The organism is Geodermatophilus siccatus (assembly GCF_900103785.1).
Classification (GTDB): Bacteria; Actinomycetota; Actinomycetes; order Mycobacteriales; family Geodermatophilaceae; genus Geodermatophilus; species Geodermatophilus siccatus.
On the sequence record NZ_FNHE01000006.1, the window covers coordinates 84,894 to 98,490 of the forward strand.

A 13,597-nucleotide genomic window follows, 5' to 3' on the forward strand; every position below is an offset into this window, starting at 1 on the left:
CGGCGCACCGCCCTGCGGCGGCACGCCGACCCCCGGGGGCGGCACACTGGGACCCCGTGGACAGCCCGGCCCGCGCCTTCCCCCCGTCGTCCGACCCGGTCGGCGACGTCCTCGTCGACTGGTTCGCCCGGGCCGCGCGCGACCTGCCGTGGCGCCGGCCGGACACCGACCCGTGGGCCGTGCTGGTCAGCGAGGTGATGCTGCAGCAGACGCCGGTCGCCCGCGTCGAGCCGGTGTGGCGGGAGTGGATGGCCCGCTGGCCGACCCCGGCGGCGCTGGCCGCGGCGTCCCCCGCCGAGGTGATCCGCGCCTGGGGCAAGCTCGGCTACCCGCGGCGGGCGCTGCGGCTGCGCGAGACCGCCCTCGCCCTCACCGAGCGGCACGGCGGCGTCGTCCCGGCCGACGTGGCGGCCCTGGAGGCCCTGCCGGGCATCGGGACGTACACCGCCCGCGCCGTCGCCTGCTTCGGGCACGGGCAGCCGCAGCCGGTGGTCGACACCAACGTGCGGCGGGTGGTGGCCCGGCTGGTGCACGGCCGGGCGGAGGCGGCACCGGCGCGGGCCGCCGACCTCACCGACGTCGCGGCACTCGCCCCGGCCGACCCCGAACGGGCGGTGCGCTTCTCGGTCGCGGTCATGGAGCTCGGGGCGCTCGTGTGCGTGGCCCGGACGCCGCGGTGCGCGGCCTGCCCGGTGCGGGGGGACTGCGCCTGGCGGCTGGCGGGCCACCCGGCGTCCGACGGTCCGCCCCGCAGGGTGCAGAAGTTCGCCGGGACGGACCGGCAGGTGCGCGGGCGGCTGCTGGACGTCCTGCGGGCCGCTGAGGGCCCTGTGGCGGCACCACAGCTCGACGCCGCGTGGGACGACGCCGCCCAGCGCTCCCGCTGCCTGGACTCGTTGCTCGCGGACGGGCTGGTGGAGCAGGCCGCCGACGGCCGCTTCCGCCTCCCCGCCTGACCGCCTCCCCGCCCGGTCACCGTCCCCCGGGTCGATCACGGGGACGGACCCACGGCGAGTGAGCGGTTGCGGTCGCCGACACGGGCGGACACGCCGGGACGGGCGACCACGACTGCTTAGTCGGTGCGGGCGGCCGTCGAGCGGCGATCGGGAACGGGACCCGCCGCCGTGTCGTCCGCCGGGACGACGAAGGGGCCGTCCCCGCTCGCGATGAGCGGGGACGGCCCCTTCGTACGGACTACCCGAGGATCACTCGGCCTGGGCGGCCGGGCCCTCCTCGTCGCCACCGGACAGCGCGACCGGCGGGGTGTCGGGGAGGTCGATCGGCTTGGCCTCGCCGCGGAACACGAACCGCTGGTCCGCACCCTCGCCCTCGACGTCCACCACGATGATCTGACCGGCGGTCAGCTCGCCGTAGAGGATCTTCTCCGACAGCGCGTCCTCGATCTCGCGCTGGATGGTCCGGCGCAGCGGCCGGGCACCCAGCACCGGGTCGAACCCGCGGGCCGCCAGCAGCTTCTTGGCGTCCTGGGTGATCTCCAGCGACATGTCCTTGTTCGCCAGCTGGCTCTCCACGCGGGCGACCATGAGGTCGACGATCTGGATGATCTCGTCCTCGGTCAGCTGGTGGAACACGACGATGTCGTCGATGCGGTTGAGGAACTCGGGCCGGAAGTGCTGCTTGAGCTCCTCGTTGACCTTGTTCTTCATCCGCTCGTAGTTGGACTGGTTGTCGTTGCCGACCTGGAAGCCCAGCCCCACGGCCTTGGAGATGTCCCGCGTCCCCAGGTTGGTCGTGAGGATCAGGATCGTGTTCTTGAAGTCCACGATCCGGCCCTGGCCGTCGGTGAGCCGGCCGTCCTCCAGCACCTGCAGGAGCGTGTTGAACACGTCCGCGTGCGCCTTCTCGATCTCGTCGAAGAGGACCACCGAGAACGGCTTGCGCCGCACCTTCTCGGTCAGCTGGCCGCCCTCGTCGTAGCCGACGTAGCCGGGAGGGGCACCGACGAGCCGCGACACGGTGAAGCGGTCGTGGAACTCGCCCATGTCGATCTGGATGAGGGCGTCGTCCTCACCGAACAGGAACTGGGCCAGCGCCTTGGCAAGCTCGGTCTTACCGACGCCCGAGGGGCCGGCGAAGATGAACGAGCCACCGGGACGGCGCGGGTCCTTGAGGCCCGCCCGCGTGCGCCGGATCGCCTGGCTGACGCTCTTGATGGCCTCTTCCTGGCCGATGATCCGCTTGTGGAGCTCCTCCTCCATGCGCAGGAGGCGGGTGGTCTCCTCCTCGGTGAGCTTGAAGACGGGGATGCCGGTCCAGTTGGCCAGCACCTCGGCGATCTGCTCGTCGTCGACCTCGGCGACGACGTCCATGTCGCCGGCCTTCCACTGCTTCTCGCGCTCGGCCTTCTCGCCCAGGAGGGTCTTCTCCTTGTCGCGCAGCGACGCGGCCTTCTCGAAGTCCTGCGCGTCGATCGCGGACTCCTTCTCGCGGCGGATGGCCGCGATCCGGTCGTCGAACTCGCGCAGGTCCGGCGGGGCGGTCATCCGCTTGATCCGCATCCGGGCACCGGCCTCGTCGATCAGGTCGATCGCCTTGTCGGGGAGGAAGCGGTCGGAGATGTACCGGTCGGCCAGCGTGGCGGCGGCGACGAGCGCGCCGTCGGTGATGCTGATCCGGTGGTGCGCCTCGTACCGGTCGCGCAGCCCCTTGAGGATCTCGATCGTGTGGGTGAGCGTCGGCTCGCCCACCTGGATCGGCTGGAAGCGGCGCTCGAGGGCGGCGTCCTTCTCCAGGTGCTTGCGGTACTCGTCGAGCGTGGTGGCGCCGATGGTCTGCAGCTCACCGCGGGCCAGCATCGGCTTGAGGATGCTGGCGGCGTCGATCGCGCCCTCCGCGGCACCGGCCCCGACGAGGGTGTGGATCTCGTCGATGAACAGGATGATGTCGCCGCGGGTGCGGATCTCCTTGAGGACCTTCTTCAGCCGCTCCTCGAAGTCACCGCGGTAGCGGGAACCGGCGACGAGCGCGCCGAGGTCCAGCGTGTAGAGCTGCTTGTCCTTCAGCGTCTCGGGGACCTCGCCCTTGACGATCGCCTGGGCCAGGCCCTCCACGACGGCGGTCTTGCCGACACCGGGCTCGCCGATGAGGACGGGGTTGTTCTTGGTCCGCCGCGACAAGACCTGCATGACCCGCTCGATCTCCTTGGCCCGCCCGATGACCGGGTCGAGCTTGGAGTCGCGCGCGGCCTGGGTCAGGTTGCGGCCGAACTGGTCGAGGACCAGCGAGGTCGACGGGGTGCCCTCGGCCGGGCCGCCGGCCGCGGCCGGCTCCTTGCCCTGGTAACCCGAGAGCAGCTGGATGACCTGCTGGCGGACGCGGTTGAGGTCGGCGCCCAGCTTCACCAGGACCTGGGCGGCGACGCCCTCGCCCTCGCGGATCAGGCCGAGCAGGATGTGCTCGGTGCCGATGTAGTTGTGGCCGAGCTGCAGCGCCTCGCGCAGCGACAGCTCGAGCACCTTCTTGGCCCGCGGGGTGAAGGGGATGTGCCCGGACGGGGCCTGCTGGCCCTGGCCGATGATCTCCTCCACCTGCTGGCGGACACCCTCCAGCGAGATGCCCAGGGACTCGAGAGCCTTGGCGGCGACACCCTCACCCTCGTGGATCAGCCCCAGGAGGATGTGCTCGGTGCCGATGTAGTTGTGGTTGAGCATCCGGGCCTCTTCCTGGGCCAGGACGACCACGCGGCGGGCTCGGTCGGTGAACCGTTCGAACATCTGCTGCTTCTCCTCTGACCGGCTGGTCCGGCGCTGCCCTCCCCTCGTGGGGAGGAGCACCCGACGTCCGTCGGCGCGCGGTGCACCGGTCTTCCACTGTAGTCGCGGACTCCGACCCTCCGTCGGTGCACAGGCCCGTACGGAGGAGAGGAGCTGCCCGGTCCAACTGATGCTCCCGGACCGGTGTTCCGAACCGGTTACGCCTTGGGCGGAACGACGCGCCCCGGCGGCCGCGACCCACCCGCGGAGGTGGCTGGGTCCGGCCCCGCCGGGGGTGTGACGTCCGGCCTCCCCGCCGCGCGCACGCACGCGACGCCCATCCCGGCGAATGCGAGGCTGCGGACCGCCGTCCCCGTCGTCTGCCACGCCTCGGACAGGCCGGCGGCGACCAGCGCCGTCGTCACCAGGAGTCCGGCGATCAGGGCGATCCCGGTCCACCGCGGGAAGACGGCGGCGCGGACGACGGCGACGCCGAAAGCCAGTCCGCCGACCAGGGCCAGGACGGCGTGCGCGTCGTAGTTGGCACCGAACGCCGCGAACACCTCGTCGGCGTCCCGCACCCCCGTGATCAGCGGGTGGAGGACGGTCGCGGAGAAGCCGACGAATGCCCCGCCGTAGAGCACGGCGCCGGCCAGGCTCAGCCAGCCCCCCTCCCGGTGCTGAACGGAGTGCAGGCCGAGCAGGACGAACGGGATCGCCGCCTCGGCGAGGTAGGTCACCACCAGCTGGGCGGTGAACAGCCCGCCCGCCGCCAGCTCCAGGACGTCGGAGGCCACGTACAGGGTGGAGGAGCCGATCGCCGCCCAGCCGACGAGCAGGCGGACCGCGCGGTACCGCCGGACGGCTGCGGCGGGCGTCTCGGGCACCGTAGGCACCGCCGATCACCCCGTTCCCCGGCGCGTCCGTGTGCGCGTCCGGTCCACGCGCCGGATCGGCCGGCCCGTCCCGGGCGGGGAGCCCCGGCTCAGCAGGTCAGCGCGAGGCAGACCCAGCAGAGCGGCCACTCCTCGTCGCCGTCGTCCGGCCACACCCACAGGGCCGGGTCGAGCAGCGTGACCGGAGCGAGGCAGAGGGCCCGGCCGGCGACCAGACCGGCGTCCCCGACCGCGTGCAGCCGGCTGGGCGACGTCTCGCCCCAGGGTGAGCGGGGAGCCGCCACGTCGACGCCGACGGTCCAGCGCCCCCCGACCGGGAGGGCCTCGGGACGACGCCCCGCAGCGGACCAGGGTCCCTCGACGGTGCTCACTCGACCACCAGCCGGACGCCCTCGGCGGCCAGCGTGTCGGCGAGCCGGGCGAGCGCCTCGCGGGCCGCGTCGTCGGCGGTGGCCAGCGGCTCGAGGCGGACGGTGACCTGCTGGTGCCCCCGCCGCTGCAGAGCGACGATGCTGCCGCGGAGCAGGTCCACGGCGAGGACGTCGAGGTGCCCGCGCGTCCGGACGACGCCGTGGCGCTGGTCGAGGCTGGCGGTGAAGCTGGGGGCCTGGGGCGCGGCGTCCACCGGCCTCCGGCCGGTGAGGGTCCCCGGGTCGCGCGGAACGGTGGTCTCGGCCGCGTCCTGGCTCATGCACCAACCGTCACCAACCAGTCCGGAACACCCCAGGGTCGAAAGTCCCTACCCCGGGCCGCCGGTGACGCTGCGTCAGCGACCGACCGCGGCACCCTCGACGAGCGGCCCGGCCCCCTCGTCAAGGGTGCCGGGCCGCCGCGAGCTGTGCGGTCACCCCGTCCAGAGACGCGCCGCCGGCTTGCCACGGCGAGGCGGACGGGTGGCCCTCTCGCAGGGTCCCGCGCCGAGCCCGGCGACGTGCTGGAACGGCCCCGTCCCGGGCCCCGCCCTGAGCCTGCGAAGGGGGGAGGACGGGGTCCTCACTTCAGTGCGCGGCCTCGTAGGCCTCGACGACGCTGGCCGGGATGCGCCCGCGGTCGCTGACCGCGTGGCCGTTCTTGCGGGCCCAGTCCCGGATGGCGCCGGCCTGCTCGCGGTCCATGCGGCCACCGCCCCCGGTGGCGCGCGACCGGCCGCCCCCGGAGGCCCGGCCGCTGCCGCGACCCACCTTGCGCGCGGCCTGCACATAGCGGGAGAACGCGTTCCGCAACTCCTCCGCGTTCTTCTCCGACAGGTCGATCTCGTAGTTCGTGCCGTCGAGCGAGAAACTCACCGTCTCGTCCGCGGCGACGTTCTCGTCGAGGTCGTCACTGAGGATGACCTGGACCTTGCGCGCCATTCGCCTTCTCCACTCCCACGCCGCTCCGCAGAACGGGGCCTTTCGACCCCGGACCCGCAGCCCTTTTCTCTGTCGCACAGCACCATAGACCATTCACGGCACGGTGAAACACACCCCGCACAATGGGGTGAGGAGGTGCGCTGACCGGTTCAGGAGGGGAGCGGCCGCACCAAGGGGAAGAGGATGGTCTCCCGGATGCCCAATCCGGTGAGCGTCATCATCAGTCGGTCCATGCCCATCCCCATGCCCCCGGTCGGCGGCATCCCGTACTCGAGCGCCTCGAGGAAGTCCTCGTCGAAGGCCATCGCCTCGGGGTCCCCCTGGGCGGCGAGGCGGGACTGGGCGACCAGGCGCTCGCGCTGCGCCACCGGGTCGACCAGCTCGGAGTAGGCCGTCGCCCGCTCGACGCCGGCGATGTAGAGGTCCCACTTCTCGGCCAGGCCCGGCCGGGATCGGTGTGCTCGGGTCAGCGGCGAGGTGTCGACCGGGTAGTCCACCACGAAGGTGGGTTCCTGCAGCGTGTCCTGGACCAGGGCCTCGAACAGCTCCTCGACGACCTTCCCGGACACCCACGCCGGGTCCACCCCGACGTCGTGCCGCTCGGCGAGGGCGCGCAGGGTCCCCATCGGCGTCTCGGGGGTGACCTCCTCGCCGACGGCCTCGGAGACCAGCGTGTGGAGCGGCACCTGCCGCCACTCGCCCGACAGGTCGATCTCGGTGCCGTCGTTGTGTCGCGCAACGTGGTCGCCGAACAACGCCTCGCAACATTCCTGTGTCAGTTCGCGGGTGAGTGTCGCCATCACCTGGTAGTCGGCATAGGCCTGGTAGGCCTCGAGCATCGCGAACTCCGGCGAGTGCGTGCTGTCGGCACCCTCGTTGCGGAAGTTGCGGTTGATCTCGAAGACGCGTTCCAGCCCCCCGACGATGCACCGCTTGAGGAACAGCTCCGGCGCGATCCGCAGGTACAGGTCGAGGTCGAATGCGTTCATGTGCGTGCGGAACGGCCGTGCCGCAGCACCCCCGTGCACCGTCTGCAACATCGGCGTCTCGACTTCGAGATAACCGCGTGCGCTCAACTCCCGACGCAGCGTCGACATCACCGTGGCCCGCTGCCGGACGGTGCGGCGGGCCTCGTCGCGGACGATGAGGTCGACGTACCGGCGACGGACCCGCAGTTCCTCGCTCATCGGCTTGTGCGCCACCGGCAGCGGCCGCAGCGACTTGGCGGTCAGCTGCCAGGAGTCGGCGAACACCGAGAGCTCGCCGCGCCGCGACGTCCCGACCTCGCCCTCGACGAACACGTGGTCACCGAGGTCGACGTCGGCCTTCCACGCGGCCAGCGACTCCTCGCCGACCCGGTCGAGGGAGAGCATCGCCTGCAGTTCGGCGTCGCCCTCACGCAGCGTCGCGAAGCACAGCTTGCCGGTGTTGCGGACGAAGATCACCCGCCCGGTGACGCCGACCCGCTCGCCGGTCATCGTGTCCGGCTCGAGGTCGGGGTGCTTCTCGCGGACCTCCGCCAGGGTGGTCGTGCGGGCGACGGAGACCGGGTAGGGGTCGACACCGGCCTCGCGCATCCGGTCCAGCTTCGCCCGGCGCACCCGGAGCTGTTCGGGGAGTTCGTCGTCAGGCGGCGGTACCTCGGTCACGGGTCGCCACCCTACGGGGCGGCCGATCTCCGGGTCGGTGGGTGACGGAGGCCGGCCTCGTGCCGCTCGAAGGCCAGCCGCAGCCCGTGCACGGTGAGGTCGGGCTCCCGCTCCCCGATCGAGCGGCAGCTGTCGGCCACCAACGGTGCCAGCCCGCCCGTGGCGACGACGACCGGCGCAGCGCCGAACTGTCCGACCAGCTCGGCGGCGATCCGGGCGACCAGTCCGTCGACCAGGCCGGCGAAGCCCAGCACCAGGCCCGACTGCAGCGCCGCGACGGTGTTCTTGCCGATCGCCTGCGGCGGCACGGTCAGCTCGACGGAGCGCAGCTGCGCCGCGCGGGAGGCGAGCGCCTCGAGGCTGACCTCGACGCCGGGGGCCAGCGCGCCGCCGAGGAACTGCCCGTCGGGGCCCACGGCGTCGACGTTGGTCGAGGTGCCGAAGTCGACGACGACGACCGGGCGCCCGCCCCCGTCGGCACGGCGTCCGTACAGCTCGTGCGCGGCCAGCGCGGTGACCACCCGGTCGGCGCCGACCTCGCGCGGGTTGTCCACGTGCAGCGGGACCCCGGTCCGCACGCCGGGCCCGATGAGGACGACGGGCACGTCGAGGGAGTCGAGCAGCGCGCGCAGCGCCGGCAGCAGCGCGGGCACCGTCGAGCAGGCCGACACCCCGGTGACCTCGGTGTCGCGCAGCAGCCCGCGCCAGAGCATCCGCAGCTCGTCGCTGGTGGCCCGCGGCGCCGTCGTGACCCGCCAGCAGCCGACCCGGCGCGGACCGTCGAAGGTGGCCAGGACGGTCTGGCTGTTGCCGACGTCGACGGTGAGCAGCACCGGTCAGCCCGCCCGCAGGTCGAGCGCGAGGTCGAGGACCGGCGCGGAGTGGGTGAGCGCCCCCACCGAGAGGTGGTCGACGCCGGTCTCGGCGACCGCCCGGGCCACCTCGAGGGTCAGCCCCCCGGTGGCCTCCAGCTCGGCCCGTCCGCCCACCAGGGCGACGACCTCGCGCAGGACGTCGGGCGGCATGTTGTCGCAGAGCAGGAAGTCCGCGCCGGCCTCGACCGCCTCGACCGCCTGCGCGGGCACGTCGACCTCGACCTGCACCGCCACCCGTGGCGCCCGCTCGCGCACCGCCGCGACGGCGGCGGCCACCGAGCCCGCTGCGGCGACGTGGTTGTCCTTGACCATGGCGACGTCGTAGAGCCCCATGCGCTTGTTCGACCCGCCGCCGCAGCGGACGGCGTACTTCTCCAGCGGCCGCAGTCCCGGCGTGGTCTTGCGGGTGTCGAGCACGACGGCGCCGGTGCCCTCGACCGCGTCCACCCAGCGGCGGGTGAGGGTCGCGATGCCGCTGGCCCGGCTGGCGATGTTCAACGCACTGCGCTCGGCGGCCAGCAGGGCGCGCACCGGCCCGCGCACGGTCAGCAGCACGTCGCCCCGGGTCACCCGGTCGCCGTCGGTGGCGCCCGCGGTGAGCGTGGCACCGGGGGCGAGCCGGGTGAAGACGCGGGCGGCGACCGGCAGGCCGGCGACGACGCCGTCGGCGCGGGCCACGAGGTCCGCGGTGCCCAGCTGCGCGGCCGGCACGGTGGCGGCGCTGGTGACGTCGTGCGCGACGGCCAGGTCCGGCGCGCTGGGCAGTGGCGCGCCGCCGGTGAGGTCCTCGGCGAGGGTGCGCTCGACCAGCTCGGTCACCCACGCCTCGTCCAGCCCGGTGCCGGTCAGGTCACGGGGGTCCACTGCGGCGCTCACGGTTCTCGCCCCCGTCCACCCAGCGGTGAGCTCGCCCGCTCGCTCACCAGCCCCTCACCACCGGCGTCCCCACCGGACGGCGGGTCACCTGCAGGGCGCCGTCCCCGTCCAGCCGCACGTCCAGGTGCACCCGCCAGTCCTCCTCGGTGTCGGGGTGGTCCTCGCGCCAGTGGCAGCCGCGGGTCTCGTCGCGGACCGCGGCCGCGGTCGCCAGCGCGCCGGCCACGGTGAGCAGGTCGGTGGCCTCCCAGCCGGCCACGCCGGGCGCGACGTCCGGGCCGAGCCCCGCGGCGAGGGCGGCCAGCCGGCCGGTCGCCTCGGTCAGCCCCGCGCCGCTGCGCAGTGCGCCGACCCGCGCCGACATCGTCTCGGTGACGTCCCGCCGGCCGTCGGGGTCGAGCAGTCCGGACGACGCGGCCGCCACCGGCACGACAGGGGACGACGGCGGCAGCCCCGCGGCGAGCTGCGCGCCGATGCGGGCGGCGAAGACCAGCCCCTCCAGCAGCGAGTTCGACGCCAGCCGGTTGGCCCCGTGCACGCCCGTGCAGGCCACCTCGCCGCAGGCGTACAGCCCGGGCACCGTCGTCCGGCCCGCCAGGTCGGTGACCAGACCACCCGAGGCGTAGTGCGCCGCCGGGGTGACCGGCACCAGGTCGGTGACCGGGTCGACGCCGGCAGCGCGGCAGCTGGCCGCGATCGTCGGGAAGCGCCCCGCGAGGTCGGGCACGGCGCGCGCGTCGAGCCACACGTGGTCGACGCCGTCGCGCAGCTGCACCCGGGTGATGCCCTTGGCCACCACGTCCCGGGGTGCCAGCTCGGCCAGCGGGTGCACGCCGACCATGAACCGCTCCCCCGTCCCGTCGCGCAGCACCGCGCCCTCGCCCCGCAGCGCCTCGCTGACCAGCGGTTGCTGGCCGCGCGCGTCCGGGCCCAGGTAGAGGGCGGTGGGGTGGAACTGGACGAACTCCAGGTCGGTGGCGACCGCGCCGGCGCGCAGGCCGAGGGCGACGCCGTCCCCCGTGGAGACCGGCGGGTTGGTGGTGGCGGCGTAGACCTGCCCCATGCCGCCGGTGGCGAGCACGACCGCGCGTGCGCGCACCGCGCCGACGCCGTCGGCGCTGCCCTCCCCCAGCACGTGCAGGGTCACGCCCGCGGCGCGGCCGGCGGCGTCGGTGAGCAGGTCGAGCACCATCGCGTGCTCGACGAGGGTGACGCCGGGGTCGGCGCGGACGGCGTCCTGCAGCGCGCGCTGCACCTCCGAGCCGGTGGCGTCACCGCCGGCGTGCACGATCCGGTCCGCGGAGTGCCCGCCCTCGCGGGTGAGCAGCAGCCGCCCGTCGGGGTCGCGGTCGAAGGCCGCACCCCAGTCGATCAGCTGGCGCAACCGCTCGGGGCCCTCGCGCACCAGCACGGAGACGGCGTCGGGCTCGCACAATCCCACCCCGGCGACCTCGGTGTCGCGGGCGTGCGCCTCGGCGGTGTCGGCGGGGTCGAGCACGGCGGCGATGCCGCCCTGCGCCCAGCGGGTCGACCCGTCGTCCACCCGGACCTTGGTGACGACGGCGACCGACAGCCCGGCCGCCCGGGCGTGCAGCGCCACGCACAGCCCGGCGATCCCGGAGCCGACGACGCAGACGTCGGCGGCCAGCTCCCAGCCGGGCGCCGGCGCGGCGAGGCGCCGCGGGAGCCCGGTGACCCGCCCGGCCGCCAGGGTCGTCACCGGACCGGCACGTCCAGCGGGAGGAGCTCGTCCTGCCCTCCGCTCGCGAGCTCGCGAGGGAACCCGGGACGAGGCCGTGATGCGAGCGGGCTCCGCTCGTGGTCGGTGGCGCCGGGGACCGGGGCCGACGGGTCGCCGCCGAGCTCGACGACGCGGTTGGCGGCGTCGACGTGCACGACCCTCGGGATGTGGGACGTGGCCTCGGTCTCGTCCATCAGGCCGTAGCTGATCAGGATGACCAGGTCGCCGGGGTGCACCAGGTGCGCGGCGGCGCCGTTGATGCCGATGACGCCGCTGCCCCGCTCGCCGGGGATGACGTAGGTCTCCAGCCGCGCGCCGTTGGTGACGTCGACGATGGCGACCTGCTCGCCGGGGACCAGGTCGGCGGCGTCGAGGAGGTCCTCGTCGATCGTCACCGAGCCCACGTAGTGCAGGTCGGCCTGGGTGACCGTCGCGCGGTGGATCTTGGACTTCAGCATCGTGCGCATCATCGCGCGTCTCCCAGCGTCAGAGGGGTGTTGTCGATGAGCCGGGTGCTGCCGGCGCGGGCGGCGACGAGCAGCCGGGCCGGGCCGGCGGCCGGCGGGGGGCCGAGGTCGGGATCGGTCAGCTCCAGGTAGTCCTGGAGCAGGCCGGGCGCCTCGGCGAGGACGGCGCGGGCGGCGCCCAGGACGGCGTCGGCGCCCCGCGGACCGGCCGCGGCCCCCGCGCGCAGCGCCCGGGAGATCGCGGCGGCGGTGACCCGCTGCTCCGGCGAGAGGTAGCGGTTCCGGGAGGACAGCGCCATCCCGTCGTCCTCCCGGACGGTGGGCACGCCGACGACCTCGACGCCGAGCGCCAGCTCGCGGGCCATCGCCCGGACGAGCGTGAGCTGCTGGTAGTCCTTCTCGCCGAAGACGGCGAGGTCGGGCCGCACCAGCCCGAAGAGCTTGGCGACGACGGTCAGCACGCCGGTGAAGTGGCCGGGGCGGACGGCGCCCTCGAGGACGTCGCCGAGCGGGCCGGGGTGGACGGTCACGCCCACCGCGCCCGGCGGGTAGACCTCGTCGACCGACGGGTGGAAGACGGCGTCGGCACCCTCCTCGGCCAGGGCGGCGAGGTCGGCGTCCCAGGTGCGCGGGTAGCGGTCGAAGTCCTCACCCGGGCCGAACTGGGTCGGGTTGACGAACACCGAGACGACGACGCTGCCGGCCCGCTCCCGGGCGGCGCGCACGAGGGTGCGGTGGCCCTCGTGCAGGGCGCCCATCGTGGGCACCAGCGCGACCGGGCCGGGCAGCCCGGCGACGAGCCCGCGCAGCTCGGCGACGGTCTCCGCGACGGTGGGGGTGGCGCTCACCGGGACCCCGCCGGTGGGAGGACCACGGTCAGCCCTCCGCTCGCACGCTCGCGAGCGAACCCGGACCGTGGCCGTCGAGCAGGTGGACCAGCGGTGCGCCCTCGTGCCGCTTGAGCCGGCCGGTCGCCAGCGCGCGCTCGGTGGTGCGCCGGGCCAGCGCGACGTACGCCGCCACCGAGTCCGGCGCGCGCTCGGTGAGGGTGTCCAGGTGCCGCCGCACGGTGCCGACGTCCCCGCGGCTGACCGGGCCGGTGAGCCCGCGGTCGCCGCGGCGCAGGCCGTTGTCCAGCGCGGCGGTGAGCAGCGGGGCCAGCACCCGGCCGGGCTCGGTGACGCCCGCGGTGCGCAGCAGGTCCGCGGCCTCGGCGACCAGCGTGACCAGGTGGTTGGCGCCGGTGACCAGCGCGGCGTGGTACAGCCCGCGGTCGGCCTCGGCGACGAAGAACGGCTCGCCGCCCATCTCCAGGACCAGCGTCTCGGCCACCGGCCGGTGCTCCGGGGCGCTGGTGACGCCGAAGGGGGCGCCGGCGAGGCGGTCGGCGTCCTCGGGGGCGCCGGTGAAGGTCATGGCCGGGTGCAGCGCCAGCGGCAGGACGCCGGCCCGTGCGGCCGGGGCGAGGACCGCCAGGCCGTGCGCGCCGGAGGTGTGGAAGGCCAGCTGGCCGGCCCGCCAGACGCCGGTCTCGGCCAGGCCGGAGACGAGACCGGCCAGGCTGTCGTCGGGGACGGCGAGCACCACGAGGTCGGCGGCGGCCACGACCTCGTCGGTGGGCAGCAGCGGCACGCCGGGCAGCAGCCGGGCGGCGCGCTCGGCGGAGGCGGTGGAGAGGCCGGCGGCGGCGACCACGTCGTGGCCGGCGGCGGTGAGGGCGGCGCCCAGGACGGCGCCGACGCGCCCGGCGCCGACGATGCCGACGCGGAGACGGGCGGGGGCGGCGTCCGCCGGGCTGAGACCGGCAGCGCGGAGCGTCCTGCGGGCAGCAGGCATCGGTGCACCTCTCGTTCCAGTCCCTCGCGGGTACCGGACTCGGTGGTCGCGGGCTCTCCCGGTGGAGCCCGTCGCGTGTTGCGGTCCTGCAGTGGTGCCGGCGCGGGAGCCCGCTGCGACCGGAGGTGTCACGCGGGTGTCACGCCGAAGGCGAGTGTGTGACCGGTTCGCGGCGGGTGCAACGCCTCCCCC

The 13,597-nt window shown here is 74.6% G+C and carries 13 protein-coding genes; 1 reads left to right on the forward strand and 12 read right to left on the reverse strand.

The genetic code is table 11. From position 1 onward, the window contains the following. Positions 1-56: 56 nt before the first annotated feature. On the forward strand, positions 57-956 hold the full coding sequence (locus BLS21_RS12640) for an HhH-GPD family protein (RefSeq protein WP_091218643.1): 900 nt from the start codon (positions 57-59) through the stop codon (positions 954-956). A 249-nt stretch (positions 957-1,205) separates the two neighbouring features. On the opposite strand, the gene BLS21_RS12645 is transcribed toward BLS21_RS12640, so the two are convergent. From BLS21_RS12645 to BLS21_RS12700, 12 genes are all read right to left on the reverse strand, one after another. Next, positions 1,206-3,734, reverse strand: coding sequence for an ATP-dependent Clp protease ATP-binding subunit (locus BLS21_RS12645; protein ID WP_091218645.1), 2,529 nt, complete (start codon positions 3,732-3,734; stop codon positions 1,206-1,208). A 197-nt stretch (positions 3,735-3,931) separates the two neighbouring features. After that, positions 3,932-4,600: a hypothetical protein gene (locus tag BLS21_RS12650; protein WP_091218647.1), complete on the reverse strand. Its 669-nt coding sequence runs from the start codon at positions 4,598-4,600 to the stop codon at positions 3,932-3,934. A gap of 98 nt (positions 4,601-4,698) precedes the next feature. Beyond that, positions 4,699-4,893 carry a hypothetical protein gene (locus tag BLS21_RS12655; protein ID WP_091219175.1) on the reverse strand — a complete coding sequence of 65 codons (195 nt, stop codon included), beginning with the start codon at positions 4,891-4,893 and terminating at the stop codon, positions 4,699-4,701. Positions 4,894-4,976: 83 nt separating this feature from the next. Continuing rightward, positions 4,977-5,300: a hypothetical protein gene (locus BLS21_RS12660; protein ID WP_091218650.1), complete on the reverse strand. Its 324-nt coding sequence runs from the start codon at positions 5,298-5,300 to the stop codon at positions 4,977-4,979. Positions 5,301-5,607: 307 nt separating this feature from the next. Then, complete coding sequence (locus tag BLS21_RS12665; protein ID WP_091218653.1) at positions 5,608-5,961, reverse strand: histone-like nucleoid-structuring protein Lsr2; 354 nt, start codon at positions 5,959-5,961, stop codon at positions 5,608-5,610. Positions 5,962-6,110: 149 nt separating this feature from the next. After that, positions 6,111-7,610 carry a lysine--tRNA ligase gene (lysS, locus tag BLS21_RS12670; RefSeq protein ID WP_091218656.1) on the reverse strand — a complete coding sequence of 500 codons (1,500 nt, stop codon included), beginning with the start codon at positions 7,608-7,610 and terminating at the stop codon, positions 6,111-6,113. Positions 7,611-7,621: 11 nt separating this feature from the next. Beyond that, positions 7,622-8,443, reverse strand: a complete 822-nt coding sequence (locus BLS21_RS12675) for a type III pantothenate kinase (RefSeq protein WP_091218659.1) — start codon at positions 8,441-8,443, stop codon at positions 7,622-7,624. Between the two features lie 3 nt (positions 8,444-8,446). Then, positions 8,447-9,361 carry a carboxylating nicotinate-nucleotide diphosphorylase gene (gene nadC, locus BLS21_RS12680; protein WP_091218662.1) on the reverse strand — a complete coding sequence of 305 codons (915 nt, stop codon included), beginning with the start codon at positions 9,359-9,361 and terminating at the stop codon, positions 8,447-8,449. Positions 9,362-9,404: 43 nt separating this feature from the next. Continuing rightward, the gene (locus BLS21_RS12685; protein WP_091218665.1) at positions 9,405-11,081 is read right to left on the reverse strand and encodes an L-aspartate oxidase; all 1,677 of its coding nucleotides are present in this window, start codon (positions 11,079-11,081) and stop codon (positions 9,405-9,407) included. Continuing rightward, complete coding sequence (gene panD / locus BLS21_RS12690) at positions 11,078-11,572, reverse strand: aspartate 1-decarboxylase (RefSeq protein WP_281241935.1); 495 nt, start codon at positions 11,570-11,572, stop codon at positions 11,078-11,080. Before panD ends, BLS21_RS12685 begins: the two co-directional genes overlap by 4 nt. Further along, the gene (gene panC, locus BLS21_RS12695) at positions 11,569-12,417 is read right to left on the reverse strand and encodes a pantoate--beta-alanine ligase (RefSeq protein WP_091218668.1); all 849 of its coding nucleotides are present in this window, start codon (positions 12,415-12,417) and stop codon (positions 11,569-11,571) included. The genes panD and panC overlap by 4 nt, the downstream gene beginning before the upstream one ends. Positions 12,418-12,445: 28 nt before the next feature. Beyond that, positions 12,446-13,405 carry a Rossmann-like and DUF2520 domain-containing protein gene (locus BLS21_RS12700; protein ID WP_091218670.1) on the reverse strand — a complete coding sequence of 320 codons (960 nt, stop codon included), beginning with the start codon at positions 13,403-13,405 and terminating at the stop codon, positions 12,446-12,448. Between the last annotated feature and the right edge of the window lie 192 nt (positions 13,406-13,597).

Coding starts and splice junctions, on each gene's coding strand:
- panD (WP_281241935.1), bottom strand. CDS start 11,572: ATGATGCGCACGATGCTGAAGTCCAAGATCCACCGCGCGACGGTCACC.
- BLS21_RS12660 (WP_091218650.1), bottom strand. CDS start 5,300: ATGAGCCAGGACGCGGCCGAGACCACCGTTCCGCGCGACCCGGGGACC.
- BLS21_RS12645 (WP_091218645.1), bottom strand. CDS start 3,734: ATGTTCGAACGGTTCACCGACCGAGCCCGCCGCGTGGTCGTCCTGGCC.
- BLS21_RS12700 (WP_091218670.1), bottom strand. CDS start 13,405: ATGCCTGCTGCCCGCAGGACGCTCCGCGCTGCCGGTCTCAGCCCGGCG.
- BLS21_RS12665 (WP_091218653.1), bottom strand. CDS start 5,961: ATGGCGCGCAAGGTCCAGGTCATCCTCAGTGACGACCTCGACGAGAAC.